This window comes from Fictibacillus nanhaiensis (assembly GCF_019801215.1).
In the GTDB taxonomy this organism is placed as follows: Bacteria; Bacillota; Bacilli; order Bacillales; family Fictibacillaceae; genus Fictibacillus; species Fictibacillus nanhaiensis_C.
Genome location: NZ_JAHVJO010000003.1, coordinates 186,667 through 202,579, shown reverse-complemented (window position 1 = coordinate 202,579; position 15,913 = coordinate 186,667). Strand labels below are relative to the sequence as shown.

Annotated in this window: 20 protein-coding genes; 11 read left to right on the top strand and 9 right to left on the bottom strand. The window is 39.6% G+C overall.

The genetic code is table 11. The features are described from left to right. Positions 1-31: 31 nt before the first annotated feature. The gene (locus tag KUV80_RS14005) at positions 32-160 is read right to left on the bottom strand and encodes a YjcZ family sporulation protein (RefSeq protein ID WP_222463363.1); all 129 of its coding nucleotides are present in this window, start codon (positions 158-160) and stop codon (positions 32-34) included. A gap of 167 nt (positions 161-327) precedes the next feature. Here KUV80_RS14005 and KUV80_RS14000 point away from each other — a divergent pair, with 167 nt between their 5' ends. Then, the gene (locus tag KUV80_RS14000; protein WP_222463362.1) at positions 328-864 is read left to right on the top strand and encodes a 2'-5' RNA ligase family protein; all 537 of its coding nucleotides are present in this window, start codon (positions 328-330) and stop codon (positions 862-864) included. Positions 865-964: 100 nt separating this feature from the next. On the opposite strand, the gene KUV80_RS13995 is transcribed toward KUV80_RS14000, so the two are convergent. Continuing rightward, positions 965-1,342: a hypothetical protein gene (locus tag KUV80_RS13995; RefSeq protein WP_222463361.1), complete on the bottom strand. Its 378-nt coding sequence runs from the start codon at positions 1,340-1,342 to the stop codon at positions 965-967. Positions 1,343-1,481: 139 nt separating this feature from the next. On the opposite strand from KUV80_RS13995, the gene mscL reads away from it, so the two are divergent. After that, positions 1,482-1,943: a large conductance mechanosensitive channel protein MscL gene (mscL, locus tag KUV80_RS13990; protein ID WP_222463360.1), complete on the top strand. Its 462-nt coding sequence runs from the start codon at positions 1,482-1,484 to the stop codon at positions 1,941-1,943. Positions 1,944-2,040: 97 nt separating this feature from the next. Next, positions 2,041-2,526, top strand: coding sequence for a hypothetical protein (locus KUV80_RS13985; protein WP_222463359.1), 486 nt, complete (start codon positions 2,041-2,043; stop codon positions 2,524-2,526). A gap of 42 nt (positions 2,527-2,568) precedes the next feature. Here KUV80_RS13985 and KUV80_RS13980 read toward each other — a convergent pair whose 3' ends face one another. Then, positions 2,569-3,528 (bottom strand): isopenicillin N synthase family dioxygenase, encoded by a 960-nt coding sequence (locus tag KUV80_RS13980; RefSeq protein WP_222463358.1) that lies wholly within the window; start codon positions 3,526-3,528, stop codon positions 2,569-2,571. A gap of 211 nt (positions 3,529-3,739) precedes the next feature. Here KUV80_RS13980 and KUV80_RS13975 point away from each other — a divergent pair, with 211 nt between their 5' ends. After that, on the top strand, positions 3,740-6,019 hold the full coding sequence (locus KUV80_RS13975; RefSeq protein ID WP_222463357.1) for an ATP-dependent DNA helicase: 2,280 nt from the start codon (positions 3,740-3,742) through the stop codon (positions 6,017-6,019). Positions 6,020-6,094: 75 nt separating this feature from the next. Here the strand turns inward: KUV80_RS13975 and KUV80_RS13970 are convergent, their stop codons facing one another. Continuing rightward, on the bottom strand, positions 6,095-6,790 hold the full coding sequence (locus tag KUV80_RS13970; protein WP_222463356.1) for a class I SAM-dependent methyltransferase: 696 nt from the start codon (positions 6,788-6,790) through the stop codon (positions 6,095-6,097). Between the two features lie 119 nt (positions 6,791-6,909). On the opposite strand from KUV80_RS13970, the gene KUV80_RS13965 reads away from it, so the two are divergent. Next, positions 6,910-7,422: a GNAT family N-acetyltransferase gene (locus KUV80_RS13965; protein WP_246625227.1), complete on the top strand. Its 513-nt coding sequence runs from the start codon at positions 6,910-6,912 to the stop codon at positions 7,420-7,422. A 26-nt stretch (positions 7,423-7,448) separates the two neighbouring features. Here KUV80_RS13965 and KUV80_RS13960 read toward each other — a convergent pair whose 3' ends face one another. After that, a complete protein-coding gene (locus KUV80_RS13960; protein WP_222463355.1) occupies positions 7,449-8,075 on the bottom strand; it encodes a class I SAM-dependent methyltransferase in 627 nt (208 codons plus the stop codon). Between the two features lie 272 nt (positions 8,076-8,347). Between KUV80_RS13960 and KUV80_RS13955 the strand changes: the two genes are divergently transcribed. Further along, positions 8,348-9,916 (top strand): AbgT family transporter, encoded by a 1,569-nt coding sequence (locus tag KUV80_RS13955; protein ID WP_222463354.1) that lies wholly within the window; start codon positions 8,348-8,350, stop codon positions 9,914-9,916. A 22-nt stretch (positions 9,917-9,938) separates the two neighbouring features. Next, a complete protein-coding gene (locus tag KUV80_RS13950; RefSeq protein WP_222463353.1) occupies positions 9,939-11,141 on the top strand; it encodes a M20 family metallopeptidase in 1,203 nt (400 codons plus the stop codon). Positions 11,142-11,188: 47 nt separating this feature from the next. Here KUV80_RS13950 and KUV80_RS13945 read toward each other — a convergent pair whose 3' ends face one another. Further along, entirely contained in the window at positions 11,189-11,479 is a 291-nt protein-coding gene (locus KUV80_RS13945) for a hypothetical protein (protein WP_222463352.1), read from the bottom strand. 107 nt (positions 11,480-11,586) lie between these two features. On the opposite strand from KUV80_RS13945, the gene KUV80_RS13940 reads away from it, so the two are divergent. Continuing rightward, positions 11,587-12,270 (top strand): HAD family hydrolase, encoded by a 684-nt coding sequence (locus KUV80_RS13940; RefSeq protein WP_222463351.1) that lies wholly within the window; start codon positions 11,587-11,589, stop codon positions 12,268-12,270. 49 nt (positions 12,271-12,319) lie between these two features. Here KUV80_RS13940 and KUV80_RS13935 read toward each other — a convergent pair whose 3' ends face one another. From KUV80_RS13935 to KUV80_RS13925, 3 genes are read right to left on the bottom strand one after another with little or no spacing between them, the layout of a single operon-like run. Next, positions 12,320-12,490: a hypothetical protein gene (locus tag KUV80_RS13935; protein ID WP_222463350.1), complete on the bottom strand. Its 171-nt coding sequence runs from the start codon at positions 12,488-12,490 to the stop codon at positions 12,320-12,322. A gap of 11 nt (positions 12,491-12,501) precedes the next feature. Continuing rightward, on the bottom strand, positions 12,502-13,005 hold the full coding sequence (locus KUV80_RS13930) for a hypothetical protein (protein ID WP_222463349.1): 504 nt from the start codon (positions 13,003-13,005) through the stop codon (positions 12,502-12,504). A 20-nt stretch (positions 13,006-13,025) separates the two neighbouring features. Beyond that, entirely contained in the window at positions 13,026-13,265 is a 240-nt protein-coding gene (locus KUV80_RS13925) for a transporter suffix domain-containing protein (RefSeq protein WP_222463348.1), read from the bottom strand. A gap of 214 nt (positions 13,266-13,479) precedes the next feature. On the opposite strand from KUV80_RS13925, the gene KUV80_RS13920 reads away from it, so the two are divergent. From KUV80_RS13920 to KUV80_RS13910, 3 genes are all read left to right on the top strand, one after another. Then, a complete protein-coding gene (locus KUV80_RS13920; RefSeq protein ID WP_222463347.1) occupies positions 13,480-13,980 on the top strand; it encodes an NUDIX hydrolase in 501 nt (166 codons plus the stop codon). A 152-nt stretch (positions 13,981-14,132) separates the two neighbouring features. Then, positions 14,133-14,978: an aldo/keto reductase gene (locus KUV80_RS13915; RefSeq protein ID WP_222463346.1), complete on the top strand. Its 846-nt coding sequence runs from the start codon at positions 14,133-14,135 to the stop codon at positions 14,976-14,978. Between the two features lie 135 nt (positions 14,979-15,113). Beyond that, the gene (locus KUV80_RS13910) at positions 15,114-15,776 is read left to right on the top strand and encodes a type 1 glutamine amidotransferase domain-containing protein (protein WP_222463345.1); all 663 of its coding nucleotides are present in this window, start codon (positions 15,114-15,116) and stop codon (positions 15,774-15,776) included. The last annotated feature ends 137 nt before the right edge of the window (positions 15,777-15,913 follow it).

The following is a 15,913-nucleotide window of genomic DNA, read 5'->3' as shown; positions in this document are numbered from 1 at the left end:
CATTGAATGACTTCTTGTAAGAAGTAATCAATTAACACCAGCCGTATCCACCACCGTAGCCTCCACCGTAGCCGCCGCACCAGCAGCACCCAACGATGATTAACAAGATAAATAGCACTACGATCAAAGCAAAGCTGTTTCCGTGTGACTTAAATCCCATATAACCCACCTCCTTCTTTACATTGACAATTTATTAAAGGTACAAGTTAAAGGTTTGGGCGGAATTAGCCCATTTTTTCGGGACAAGAGCGGATATTTTTATATGGGGATTGTACGATTTTCCTTGTGGTACAATAGGGTATAATTTCCACAAAGGGAGATGATACAATGTACGGTATAATCGCGTATTTGGATAAAAAGACAGAAGACAAAATTCATGTAGTAAGAGAAGGAATGAAGGAAGCAAGGATAACGGAGTACGATATGAGGCCGCATGTAACAATTGCCACTCATCTGGAGTTAGATTTAGAAGACTTTAAAGAGGAATTTAATCAATATTTTAAAAATGAGAAAAGTATCTCTTTGTTCTTTCCTTCGTTAGGCATGTTCTTAAATAGTGGAACATTGTATGCAGCCCCTACAAAAGATCCTGAGCTTACTGATTTTCATACGAGCTATCATGAACAGTTCAAGAAATATGTGGATCCCACATCCTTGTATGCACCAAAACATTGGGTTCCTCATTGCACGATCGCCAGCCATCTGTCACATGAAAAACTCGTTCAAGCTTTTGATTGGTCGGCAGAAAACATGGAACCGTTTTACGGAAGAATAGAAAGTATAGCATTGCTGGAGCTGGATTTCGAAGCAGAAGTATGTACAGATGTGAAGGATATATGCGAAGTACCATTAAAAATCGTGTAAAAAACAAAGACGCTGACACCCGTGAGGATACGTATAATCATTTTTTGGTGTCAGCTTGCTCTTTGAATAAAGCTGGATAACAATCTATGAGTATATGAATTTATTGACCAAGCCATTCATCGTAATTTCGGTTTTCTTTAGTCGATACAGCCGCCCATAGTATTAGGGATTCCTCTGTAAAATAATAAGTACTATCAATGGTGATGTACGGAATCATAGTACCGTTAAAGGATCCATTTTGGATAAGTTGTTGTTTTTCCAGAATAAGCATCGTATTGAATTGCTCTTCTGATATGCCTAAAAATGTTGATGCCTCTTTCGTGTTTAGGAAAACACTGGTACTTTCAATCTCCTTTTTGGTAGTGATGTCAGATTGAACAACAGGTACAGCTTGTTCTTTGAAGAACAGAATGGTAAAAAGCGTTATTGAAAGAAATATACTTGTTATCATGATTGCGATGATCGTTTTATTGTGCATAATGAATGAAAGTCCCCCTTGTCTTCAGAATTCGACATATTGTAATACATTTCCTTTTCTGAAATCAGAAAGCGGCGTTTTAAAAGATACGTGGTATGGAAATACATAGGAGTAGATAGGTAGAAAGGAATTATCAAACATGTTCAAAGAATTTAAAACCTTTATCATGCGTGGCAATGTGATGGACCTTGCCATCGGAGTTATTATTGGTGCAGCGTTTGGAAAAATCGTTACTTCTTTAGTGGAAGATATGATTATGCCACCAATTGGTTTGCTTTTAGGAAAAGTGGACTTCAGCAACCTTTATATCAACTTAGGAGAGAAGGAATACTCTTCGCTGGCAGAAGCGCAAAAAGCTGGAGCTGCAACTCTGAATTATGGAAACTTTATTAATACACTAATCAATTTTTTCATTATTGCACTCGTCATTTTTATAGTAGTTAAACAGCTTAATCGTATGAAAAAGAAAGAAGAAGTGAAGGCACCTGATACGAAAGAATGTCAATACTGTTTATCCACCATCCCATTAAGAGCAGTAAAGTGTCAAAGTTGTACAGCTAACTTAAATGAAGAAGGTACTTTGAAACAGTCATCTGAATAGAGGTGGCTGTTTTCTTTATTATCAAACAATCATCAAGTGATCGTAGCGAGAATTACATTTTTTGGATAGAATAAAAGGAAAAGAATAGAGGCTGTTGATGAAAAAAATTCGTAAAATTAGCTGGATGGTAACAGGATTATTTTTAGTCTTTTTTGTACTATATTTAGGACCTGATCTCTGGACGAAACATAAAGCGAAGCATAGTGCCGGTCAGTTTTTAAACGATGTTAAGAACGATAATCTAGAACAAGCATTTAACCGTATATATTTTTTCGATAGTGCTTTTGATGAAGATGTAACCATTAAGAAGGATGCAGCAAGGAAGAGTTGGGTCACAAGAATTAAGCAGTTAAAAAACAAAGGAACGTATATAAAATCTTTCGAGAGATTAAGGATTCGTCTAAATGATGGCTTGCCTGCCGGAAGTGTGGATATGGTGATGGTTGAAAACGGAAAGGAGAGAGTATATAAAGATGTATACCTTTCGTTTCAAAATGATAAAGGAGAATGGAAGGTTGGGATGCTCCAAACGATGCAAGAAAAAAGCTGGGAGAAAACGTTAGGCGGACAGGTTATCAAATAAAAAAGGCTGGATCCATTTAGGAACAGCCTTTTTTTAATAACTTTATTTTTTAATTAAACCAATTTCAACAAGGCGCTCATAAAGAAACTCACCTGCTGTAATTGGTGGATATTTTTCCGGATTATCTGCAGAGATACAAGCAGGAATCGTCTCTAACAAAGAGTTCGGATATGGATGCACGAAGAACGGCATGGAATAACGAGATGTGTTCTTGCCTTCAGGATTTACGACCCGGTGAGTAGTAGCAGGAATGACTTCATTCGTTATGCGAGAAAGCATATCCCCAGCGTCAACGATGATCTGCCCTTTTTCCGCTTTAACAGGAACCCATTCTCCTTCACGCGTCAGCAGCTCTAAACCAGAAGCTGTAGATTCTACTAAAAGCGTGATTAAGTTAATGTCTTCATGTTCTCCCGCACGTATCGCACCTTTATCCATAGATTCATCTAGTGGAGGATAGTGAATAGCACGAAGGATGCTGTTGCCATCTTGAATCATGTCAGCAAAGAATCTTGGGCGAAGGTCCATTTGAATAGCTAAGGCTTCAAGCATGTTACGCGCAACACGCTCAAGTTCACGGTAGAAGTTCAACGCATATTGACGAAGTTCTGCTACTTCTTCAGGCCATACGTTTGCTGCATAATCACTTGATAGCGGGTGGCCGACAGGAAGTTCTTGTCCTACATGGAAAAATTCCTTTAGATCTCCAACCGAGCGGTTCTTAGCGTGCTCTTTACCGAAACCTGTGTAACCGCGAGCGCCGCCTTCAACGCCTTCATATTTTTGTTTGATTTCTGTATCGAGGGTAAAAAACTTCTCCCAAAGCTCGTAATTTTTCTCAATCAGGTGCGTGTTCACACCATGACCTTCTAAAATAATAAATCCTGTTTCTTTCAGGCCAGCTTCAAACTGAGCAGCAAATGCTTTTCGTTGCTCAGACGTACCGTGTGTAAACTCTTTTAAGTTTAATGTTTTTACGAGTGAAGTAGATAATGTAGACATGTTGTAAACCCTCCTAATACTATTGTGTAATCGCTTTCAAACCTTTTTAATTTTATCACAAAAGTATTTAGAGGCAATGACTATTTTAAGATTACTACTATTTTCTACCTTGAGACGTGTAAAAATACTACATTATGGAAGGAAATCACGACCTTCTTACTTCATGTGTTACTATTAATCTATATAAGTGATAAAACGGTAGGTGATACACATGCCTCAATCTGTAAGCATTTCAGTTCGTTTTCTTGTCGAATATGTATTTCGTTCTGGGAGCATCCAATCGGGATTTAAGACTACGTCGTCTTTAACAGAAGGAACAAAAGCCCATCAAACGATACAAAAGACATATGGAGAAGCAGATGCAGCCGAGGTGTTTTTGCAAACAGAATATGAATTTGAAAATATACGATACATGTTAGAGGGCCGATGTGATGGTCTTCTTTTAGGTGATGGTAGTGTAACGATCGATGAAATAAAATCCACGGCAAGACAGCTGGATGATATCACGAGTGAGTCATATCCTGTCCACTGGGCCCAGGCAAAATGCTATGCGTACATGTATTTAATGAAAGAGGCTATGCAGCAAATCCAAGTTCAACTTACCTATGTTCAGATTGAGTCAGGTGAACAAAAACGTTTTCAGGAAACATATACGTTAGAAGAATTAAAATCGTTTATGCATGAACTCGTAAAGAGCTATGCACCATATGCTGAACTGCGTCTTCAAAATAAAGAAAAAAGGAATGGAAGCATTCGGAAACTGTCATTTCCTTTTGAAAAATATAGAGAAGGCCAACGGAAATTTGCTGCAGCAGTTTATCAAACGATCCTTGATAAAAAAACGTTGTTTGCCAATGCGCCGACAGGTACGGGTAAAACAATTTCCACCCTTTTTCCGGCTATAAAAGCAATAGGAGAAGAAAAGGCAGATAAAATTTTTTATTTAACGGCTAAAACGCTGAATCGTAAAAATGCGGAAGAAGCACTTCAGTTGATGAAAGAGAGAGGATTGTTTTTTCAAAGTGTGACGATTACGGCAAAAGACAAGGTGTGTTTGAAAGAAGAAACGCGCTGTGATGCTGCCTATTGTGAGTTTGCAGATGGATATTACGATCGTATCAATGGAGCGGTTTTAGACATTCTGAAGCATGAAACGGTCATGGATCGAGATGTTATCGCTGATTATGCCCAAAAACATAAAGTATGTCCTTTTGAATTTTCTGTTGATCTGGCTTATACGGCAGATAGTGTAGTTTGTGATTACAATTATGTGTTCGATCCACGTGTTTCTTTTAAACGTTTGTTTGAAGAACAGAAAAAACGAACGGTCTTGTTGATGGATGAAGCGCATAACCTTGTTGACAGGGCACGCGGCATGTATTCTGCTGAGATTTTGAAGTCGTCGTTTTTACAATTGTCCCGCGATTTTAAAGGGAAGCATGATGGTGTGTGGAGAACAGCAAAAGCCATTAATGAAGAACTGTTAAAACTAAAAAAAGTGTACGGCGAAAAAGAAATAGCCGTTCCTGAGATGCCAGAAGAGTGCATAGACAAGATGGAAGCTTTCTTAGTTCAAGCAGAACAATTACTTGCAAGTGGAGAAAAGGATGAGAGATTGCTTGAAACCTATTTTTCAGCTTTGCAGATGGTAAAGATCGCATCGTATTATGATGAGCGGTTCGTTACGTTTATTAATACGTTTAAAAGTGAAGTTCAAATTCGTTTATACTGCATGGATCCATCTCAGCTTCTTTTTCAAACAAGTAAAAAATATGCTTCACGTATATTCTTTTCTGCTACCCTTTCACCGCTCTCTTATTTTCGAGAGATGCTGGGCGGAGGTGAAGAAGACTACGTTATTCGAATGCCATCACCTTATGAGAAAGAACAGCTTGATGTCTTTATCCAGCCTCTATCCACACGCTTCAGAGATCGAGATAAATCACTTGAACCAATCGTAACGATGATTGGGGATCTTGTTCACAAACGACCAGGCAACTACCTTATCTTCTTTCCTTCGTACCGCTATATGAGTGATGTGTATGAACGCTTGCAGGAAGATGGCCCACCGTTTCGGTTAATTGTGCAGCACCCCGCGATGGCAGAAGAAGAGCGAGAGGAGTTTCTCGCTCACTTTGAAAGAGTAGGGGACACGTCACTTGTTGGGTTCGCAGTCATGGGCGGTATTTTTTCAGAAGGAATCGATTTAAAAGGAGACCGGTTGACAGGTGCGGTTATCATCGGCGTAGGTTTGCCGCAGGTCGGCTTGGAACGGGATACGATAAAGGCATATTTTCAGAGCACAGGAAAGAACGGATACGATTTTTCTTACGTGTACCCTGGCATGAATAAAGTCTTGCAGGCTGGTGGCCGTGTTATCCGGTCAGAGAAAGATCGAGGTACACTCGTACTCGTAGATGACCGGTTCTTGACGCGAAAGTATGTGGAGATGCTGCCAGAAGAATGGCTGGATTTTATCGTGTTGAAGTGATAAGTGATAGGCTGACGAAGGTTTAATAGAAGACAGACAATAGAAGACACTTGGAATCGCTCCAAGTGTCTTATTTTATCGTTTATATAGGGCTGCCCACAAAAAGGGAACGCCAAATGTTTTTGCTGGCTGCTTAATCTCATTCATTTTACGTAGTTCTAACTCGTGAAACTGGGAAAATACCTCTTGCATCTTTTCAAGTGTATAACCGAGTCCGCCTTTCATCGTTCTTTCTTTATATACCTCCATGTCCGGTATATCTAGGCCCATTCCCTCTGCATCAAAACAGGTAATAGCAAAATGTCCGCCGGTTTTCAAACAATCGTTTAATAGATTTAAATAGCTTACTCTTCTATGAGGTGGGACATGATGAAAACAGCCGGAGTCGTAAATGAAGTCATAGTGATTATGAGGCAGGTCTAATTTAAAGATGTTTCCTTGGATAAAGTTTACGTCAACCCCTTTTTCCGAAGCACGTTCTCTTGCCCACTCTAGACCTTCACTTGACAAATCTACTGCATCTACTTCAAAACCTAGCTCTGCCAAAAAGATAGCATTACGGCCAGGTCCACAGCCTAGCTCTAACACACGGCCAGGCTTGATGAGTCCTCTCTCCACATAGTCTACGAGATTTTCATCAGCTCCATCAACAAAAAAAGGAATCTTTTTATTTCGATCTTCATAAAAAGAATTCCAAAATTGGCCTTCATCACGTAAAAGGGAGTCCAGCATGTCATAAACATGTTCGTTTTTTGTTATTGTTTTTGTCAAAATTTCGTCCGCCTTTCATCATTAGAATAAGCTTCTGACTGACTGAGCAGCATATCTCTATTTTACCAAAAAATAGTATATAATGGGCGATAAATAAGGAAAAAAGGGGAGGATAAGTTATGATGAATTCGTTAAATCTTACGATAAAAAAAGCAGGTCCTGAACATGTTCAAGGCATAGCGAAAGTATGCTCTGAAGGCTGGCGAGCTACATACGGTTACCTTAGGGATGAGGCTTATGTTGATCAAGTTATACAAGAGTACTATAACGAAGAGCGGCTCTATAAAGAAGTGACAGAATCGAATGATGACTGGCACGGTTATTTTATAGCAGAAGAAGAAGGAGTTGTCGTAGGTGCGATCGGAGGGGGAACGACAGGAGAAGGAATAGGTGAAATTTTTGTTTTTTATATGGATCCTCTAAAAAGAAATCGTGGAATCGGAAGCCAACTGCTAAATTATTATACTGACTTTCAAAAAAGCTTACGTATTAACGAACAATGGCTATCGGCAGCAGAGGGTAACGAAAAGGGAATACCGTTTTATGAAGCGAAAGGTTTTGTGAAACAGTCAGAGAAGATTAGCGAAGGAAGCACGGATCACATTTCGTATCGTTATATGAGAAAAATCTAAAAAGCCGCTCAGATGAGTGGCTTTTCTTATTCAAAAATCTCTTTTTTTCGAAGCAATAATGATTGGAAATCCAAACTGCCGCCAGCTTGAGGTATACAGTGAAAGTGAACGACTTCAAATAATGGATCTATTACTTCTAAGATGTTTTCATTTGTGTAAAAAGAGAAGAAACGCTTTGGCACATAAGGATCATCTTCCCAGACCCCTTCAGAATCTTTGCCGCCGTACACTCCCATGTAGAACAATCCATTATCAGCTAACACAGTATGTATGTTCTTCAACACAGCAGGCAAACTTACTTTTGGAACATGAAGGAGTGTGTTCATCGCCCAAACCGCCTGAAAGGAGCTTTCTTTAAAAAGCAAGTTGTAATAATCCATAACTTCAGCTTTTAACCCTTTTGCATGACACGTTTCTACCATGTTTGGGGATAGATCGATGCATGTTACGTCCATGTTGTGGTCTTTTAAATAGTTTCCATGCTGACCGGAACCTGAGCCAATGTCGAGAACGGTATGTAATTCTTCTTGTCTAAGAGCCTTAATAAAGAAATTCAGCTCATCTATCTTCCAATTCTCTATTTCTACCTTATCACGTACATCTGCTTGAACGTTATAGCTGGCTCTTAAACTTTCTTTTAATAAAAGATCCAATACAGTTCGCTCCTTTTTTCTCTATTACGTTGAAAAATGCATCAAAAGCAAAATAATAGATTTATTATAGCGGATTACACAGGATTGGTAAATTTTAAAATAAAAGAAAATTCCGCAATGGAAAGCCCTTACATTTCTCTAAACACTGATGGTGACTGGAAAGTAGTAAAAAAGATGTATTCTGAAAGACCCCTTGTAAGTGAGAAAAACAGCTTGTAGAATGTAAAGAAATTTAATTTTCTGAAAAATACGAAAGATAGGAGAGGATGACAATGGCTCGTTCAGCAATCAAAGCAGTTCCATCACCAAAACCGCCGCAGCCTGAAGAGAAACGGAAAAATTTTTTTAACAGGCTGCTCGATTGGGTAGAAAAAAACGGAAATAAACTACCAGATGTTCTAACATTATTTGTAATCATTACTGTCACTATACTGCTAGGTTCTTTGGTTGCAGGCGTGTCGGGCTGGAGTGCAGTGAATCCTGCCAATAACGAAAAGATTGCTGCGGTCAATCTTTTGAATGAAGAAGGCATTAAACGGATGCTTACGGAAATGGTGAGTAATTTCGTTAATTTTCCTCCGCTTGGACTTGTACTCGTCGTGATGCTTGGCGTGGGACTAGCTGAATCAACCGGACTCATTTCAGCATTTATGCGAAAAGTGGTTCTTGCCTCACCAAAAGCTCTCATCTTGCCGATCATTGTGTTTATCGGTGTCGTTGGAAACGCAGCAGCAGATGCAGCGCTAATCGTCCTTCCTCCTGTTGCAGCTATGGTGTTTTTAACACTTGGCAGACATCCGATCGCAGGTCTTGCAGCAGCATATGCGGCAGTTGCAGGCGGCTTTAGTGCGAACATTATTATCAGTATGCTGGATGTGATGCTCGCAGGCTTTACTGAATCAGCAGCCCATCTAACGGATAAGAGTTATACGGCGAACCCTGCGATGAACTATTATTTTATGCTCGCATCCACATTCGTTCTTTTACCTGTTGCGGTCTGGGTAACAACTAAAATTGTAGAACCTCGGTTAGGTGAGTATCATGCTCCACAAGACCTCGAAGTGAAGGAACAGACCCTTTCTACTCATGAAAAAAGAGGATTAAAATGGGCAGGCATTTCATTGTTTACGTACATAGGTATCCTTCTGCTCGTTACCGTTCCAAAGGGAGGAATGCTGCGTCATCCAAAAACAGGCCAAATTATCGAATCTCCTTTTATGGATTCACTCGTACCTATCATGCTTTTATTCTTTTTAATTCCTGCTATTGCCTATGGTTTTGCGTCTAAGGTTCTGAAGAATGACAAAGATGTAGCCGAGCATTTAACGAAAGCCATGAGCGGGATGGGATATTACATCGTTCTTGCCTTTATAGCAGCACAGATGATTGCTTATTTTAGCTGGAGCAACCTTGGATCAATTATTGCCATTACTGGCGCAGACTTTTTAAAACAGTCTGGGTTTACAGGACTTCCGCTCTTATTGGCTTTTATATTATTTACCGCTCTCGTAAATCTGCTGATCGCAAGTTCTTCCGCAAAATGGGCAATCTTAGGTCCTGTATTTGTGCCAATGTTTATGGCGCTCGACTATAGCCCAGCATTTACGCAAATGGCTTATCGCATTGGGGATTCCATTACAAATACAATTACACCGATGCTGGCATACTTTGCGATTTTACTGTCTTTTGCTAAAAAGTTCGACAAGAACATGGGGATGGGAACACTCATTTCATCCTTACTGCCGTACACGATTGCGTATACGGTATTCTGGTGTATCTTGTTTGCTGTTTGGTATGTACTAGGACTTCCGTTAGGTCCTGGCGAATATATAAAGATGTAGATTGAATAAGGAGTGAATGTGTATGGAACAGTTATTTAATCGTTTAGCAAGCTATCAAGATGAAATGATAGAGATCCGCAGATATCTTCACCAAAATCCTGAACTGTCATTTGAAGAAGTAAAGACGCCTGCTTACATTGCAACTTATCATGAAAAACTAGGATTAGATGTTAGAACAAAAGTTGGCGGAAGAGGAGTTGTTGCAACCCTTAAAGGGGGTAAACCAGGTAAGACCGTTGCCTTGCGTGCAGATTTTGATGCACTTCCGATCCATGAAGAGACAGAATTGCCTTTTAAGTCCCAAGTAGCGGGTGTAATGCATGCTTGCGGGCATGATGGTCATACAGCAACACTTCTTGTTTTGGCAAAAGTTTTAACTGAAATGAAGGATGAGCTTGAAGGGAATGTTGTATTTATTCACCAGCATGCTGAAGAACTTGCACCAGGAGGGGCGCTTCCAATGATTGAAGACGGATGCCTTGATGGTGTGGATGTTATTTATGGCACGCATCTTTGGGCAACCATGCCAACGGGAACGATCGGATACCGAACAGGCCCTGTCATGGCTGCAGCGGATTCTTTTTCTATAAAAGTGCAGGGAAAAGGTGGACATGGTGCACAGCCGCATAAAACGAAGGACAGTATCGTGATTGGTGCTCAGCTTGTTTCTAATCTGCAGCAGATCGTGAGCCGGCGAGTAAATCCATTAGATGCAGCAGTAGTTTCAGTTGGCGCATTCGAAGCCAAGAACGCTTTTAACGTGATTGCGGATACTGCCAAATTGACTGGAACAGTAAGAACATTTAAAGAAGATGTGCGTGGAGCAATCGAACAGGAGATTGATCGTGTCGCTAAAGGAACGTGTCTTGCTGCAGATGCTACATATGAATATGTTTATAAGAGAGGCTATCCGACCGTAGTGAACCATAAAGAAGACACTGATTTTGTTGTAGAAGTGGCAAGGAATGTACCTGGCGTTTTAGAGCTAGAAGAAATCGAAGCACAGATGGGTGGAGAGGATTATGCCTACTATCTGCAAAATGTTCCTGGAACATTCTTCTTTACTGGAGCTGAGGATGCTCTGTGGGATGAAACTTACCCGCATCACCATCCAAAGTTTAAGATCAATGAGGATGCATTATTGGTTGCTGCTAACGTATTAGGAGCTGCAACATTAACCTATTTGAAACAAAATGCAGAAGAGAGATTGAAAGTGTCAAAATAATAGGAAAAGCCCCTTTCGAAGAGGGGCTTTTTTAAACAACTATACCATTAATCAGAATCTACAAAACAGTCATCGGAATTACTATTGTTTGACCATCGTGATTTCTTCTTTTTCTTCTTCTTTTTCTTCTTTTTTAAAGCAGCGGCATCTAATTCTTCGGGCATTGTTGAACCTAGAGAGCGAAGAGCTTGTACAATGTTATCTGGATCCATGCCGCTGGAATTATCATTAGAACCTGAACTAGCCCCAAGCACTTCTCCATTCTGCCGAGCTTTTCCACGCAGTTCTCGCAAAGCACGCAGACTTCTTGGGTCTACACCATTGTTATGATTTCTCAATATAATCACCCCCCTATTCTACTATATGAAAAGGGAGTTGGACTGCTTGTACGAATCACTAATTTATACCATTTTAAACGATTAAGTAAAAAGAAGGGATGTTACTTGTGATAAAAGCCGTTTTATTTGACCTTGACGGAACAATGCTTGATCGAGAGGAATCTGTAAAGAAATTTATAGCGTACCAATATGAACGATTGAATCAGTGGGTTAATGCTATTCCAAAAGATACTTTTATAAATAGATTCATAGAGCTTGATTGTCAGGGTTATGTTTGGAAAGATAAAGTGTACAAACAGTTAGTGGATGAGTTTCAAATAAAGGAAATTACTTGGGAGATGCTGCTTCAAGACTACATAGATAACTTTAAACATGCTTGCATCCCTTTTGACCATCTAAAAAGTATGCTGGAACAGCTGAAACAACAATCGATTAAATTAGGCATAATCACGAATGGGTATGGACAATTTCAAAGGAATAACATCAAAGCGTTATGTATTGAACATTATTTTGATGTCATATTAGTTTCAGAGTGTGAAGGTATCAAAAAACCGAATCCGCAAATTTTCGCTAGAGCGTTAGAGCAGCTTCAAATTTCACCGAATGAGAGTGTATATGTTGGAGATCATGCACTTCATGATATATGCGGATCTAAACAAGCGGGGATGACCGCAATTTGGAAGAGTGCAGTTCGTAATTGGGATGTTGAAGCAGATTACATCATTGAAGGACTGGCTGAAATTCCAAAAATCATAAAAAAGATAAATAACAATGCTGCTGTATTCTTGTAAAAAAATTGAGTTTTAAATAATCAGGCATGGGTTTTATCCTGCCTGGGCACTAGGTGTACATCTGAAACAACATCCAAGTGATGACAAAGCTTTGGATGGCAAGAACGATAATCTTTTTACCTGGATGTTTATTTCCTTGCCTAAGAATCCTGCTAAAAACCGTTTCAAACGAAAGCGAGATTAAAAATGTATATATGAAACCGATAAGTATACCTTCCATGTAGATGTCTCCTATTTCATAGACTCTGCCATCTTCAATAGATCTTCTTTTGTCCAAGGATTGTTCGTTTTAGGAATAACAGCCAGTGTAATTTTATAGGTTATTTTTTGCTCGTTGTTGGACCAAACCATTTCCTTTGTATTTACACTGTTTCTTCTCATATCGGCAAGAGTTCCATCTTTTAATTTGACTGTCGTAGGCATATCCGGATCAATTTTCTCCACTTTATTAAAATAGGTCGTAATGTGCAAAATGGCATTACCCTTCTTTTGGTAAGTCACTTCTGTGAACTGGGGCCGGAAGCCAGCATCCTTTTCAACAGAAGAAGAAATGGTGTCAGGCTGAAAAGGCAAGTAGCTTGGCAGTTTTATTTGAGAGAGTTCTGTATCAGGCAGTGTTTTCATCTCTTTCTCGATGGTTGGCTGTTCCTTCATTAAGTTCTCAAGTTCAGGTGAAACAGAAGAGCAGCCAAACAAAAACAATAAAAAAAGCATCCCAGTTAATCGCCTTTTCATTCTAATCCTCCTAGACGATGTTATGAAACATCATCATTACTTTTTTCTTTTTTACGCAAGTACTTTTGAATAAACTTCTTCACAATGTCTTTACCAGCTAAAAGTGCTCCGAGCCAGAAAGTAACCTCTCCTGCGATGAACAATCCGCTTACGATAGCCGTCTTCATTCCGGTGCTTAATGATAGAAAGGGAACGATGGGGATAAAGATCCATAAAACAAAAGAGAGTACGATTAAAACAATTCCCGCTTTCTTTTTCATAGATGAAAACTCCTTTGTCTTTATATATATGTAAGTACGCCTGAGTCTTCATAAAGTTTCCTCATGACTTATTTGTAGTGTATCGATTAATGGTTATTTTCACAATACAGACATCATTTCTTTGGGAAACTTCTTAATCTTATAAGTTGTAAAAGTTTCCATGTTTGGATAATGTTAAGAGTAAACCATGATAAAGGCAGGGGACTTTTAGATAATGGAACTTGTTTATAAGAGCAGAGATAGAGAAATAGAGGTATTCGAAGATGAGTTTGGAAAAATCACATTAAAAGAGATGCCACATGAAGCTGCTATAATGGTTGCTCTTGAAAATGACCGTTTAATATTAGTTAGTCAGTACAGACCTGCCGTTGACGAAGTGATTATCCAGCTTCCAGGCGGTGGATTGAACCGTAACGAATATCCAGAAAAAGCAGCGAAAAGAGAGCTGCTTGAAGAAACCGGTATTGTTTGTGGAGAGGCTGTTTTCTTAGGCAGCATCCAACCTAGTGCGTGCCTTAGCAATACAATCACACATGTCTATTTTACAAAAGATATTGTCGAATACAGATCACCAATGTTGGAGAAGAAGGAAGCATCTATTCAAGCTTTTCATATCCCAGTTGAGAGAGCGTTTCAAAACATTAAACAAGGCATTTGGAAAGATAGCGAACTAGCCCACGGATTATTGCTTGCGCGATTAAATGGGCTGATCTGATTAATCAGATTTTTAATCATGAAACGTTTAGTTCCGTTTATCGTTCTGGATTACAAATGATTAAAATAGGGGAACATTCAGTGATGTAATTCATTTTTATATGTACAGTGTACCTATTCACTACACCATAATAGACGAAGGAGTGATTCAAGATGGTAAGCAGCATACATGATCGTGCGGTTCTACATAACGGTGTCCATATGCCTTGGCTTGGTCTTGGTGTCTATAAAGCGGAAGACGGAGATGAAGTGATCCAGTCGATTAAGTGGGCACTTGATGCAGGCTATAGAAGCATCGATACAGCAAGTCTATATGATAATGAAGCGGGTGTTGGTCAAGCCATCCGTGAAACAAATGTGCCAAGAGAAGACCTATTCATAACAACAAAGGTCTGGAATACGGATCAAGGATATGAAAAAACGCTAGCAGCATTCGATGCAAGCTTAGAAAGATTGGGTCTTGAATATGTTGACCTTTATCTCGTGCATTGGCCAGTTCCTGGAAAGTATAAAGAGACGTGGAGAGCATTGGAAAAAATTTATTACGATGGCAAAGCGAAAGCCATTGGTGTAAGTAATTTTAAACAGCATCATCTTGAGGATTTAATCGCTGAAGCACAAATAAAACCAATGGTGAACCAGGTGGAATATCATCCTCGTCTTACACAGGAAGAGTTAATCACGTATTGCAAAGAACAAGGGATTCAGGTTGAAGCATGGCGTCCTCTTTTAAAAGGAGAGATATTTGAAGAGCCTACTTTAGTTGAACTTGCTAAAAAGCATAACAAATCAGTAGCCCAGATTATTTTACGATGGGATATCCAAAATGGTGTTGTTACGATACCAAAATCCGTAACGAAACACCGCATAGAAGAGAATGGTCATATTTTTGATTTTGAGTTAACGGCCGAAGACATGTCACGGATTTCGGCTCTGAACCAAGATAAGCGGAACGGCGCTGATCCTGACGATCCCGAATTTTATAAGCAGTTTGAGTAGAGTGAAGCAGTCTTTTCTTTTGGAGAGACTGCTTGTTTGTGTGCTCGCTCACGAAAACAGCATGCAAGCCTTTTGTTTTAAAAATAAGAAATCGGGAAAAATGATAAACGTAGATGACAGAAAGGAAGTGCTAGCATGTCAAAACGCATATTGATTGTCGTAACGAATCATCAGAATATCGGTAATAATAAAACAGGGTTGTGGCTTGAAGAGTTTGCCGTTCCATTTAACGAATTCCGTGATAAAGGGTATGACATTACGGTGAAAAGTATTAAAGGAGGAAGTATCCCTCTGGATCCGAATAGCGTAGAAGGTGTTGATCGGGAACAATATAAAGAAGCATTGTCCTTGCTTGAGGATACCGCTGAACTTAGCCGTGACGATGCGGTGAGCTATGACGCGATCTATTTACCAGGAGGTCATGGAACGGTATTTGATTTTCCGAAAAGCGAAGCGTTAAAAGAAGTGGTAAGTCAGATGGCGCAGACAAACAAAGTCATTGGAAGTGTATGTCACGGACCAGCAGGACTAACAACTGCCACGCTGAAAGATGGTACCTCTATCGTAAAAGGAAAAACAGTAACAGCTTTTACGGATGAAGAGGAAGAAGAGATGCAGCTGACGAAAGAAGTCCCTTTCTTGCTTGAAACGAAATTGCGGGAACTTGGAGCAGAATTCCAAAGAGCAGGAAAATGGGAAGATTTTGCCGTAACAGACGGCAATCTGGTTACGGGTCAAAACCCTCAGTCGAGCAGAAGTGTAGCCATTCGCATGGTGGATGTATTAGAAAAACGTTAAAGAATAATGAATGTAAAACGATCAGCGGTTGCTGGTCGTTTTTTTGTGGAGAGAAGTTGCAAGTTATTTATAGTAAAGGAATTCGATCATTTTTGTAGAAATGGATGGAGAAAAATGCTGGGAAGAAATGAAAAAGA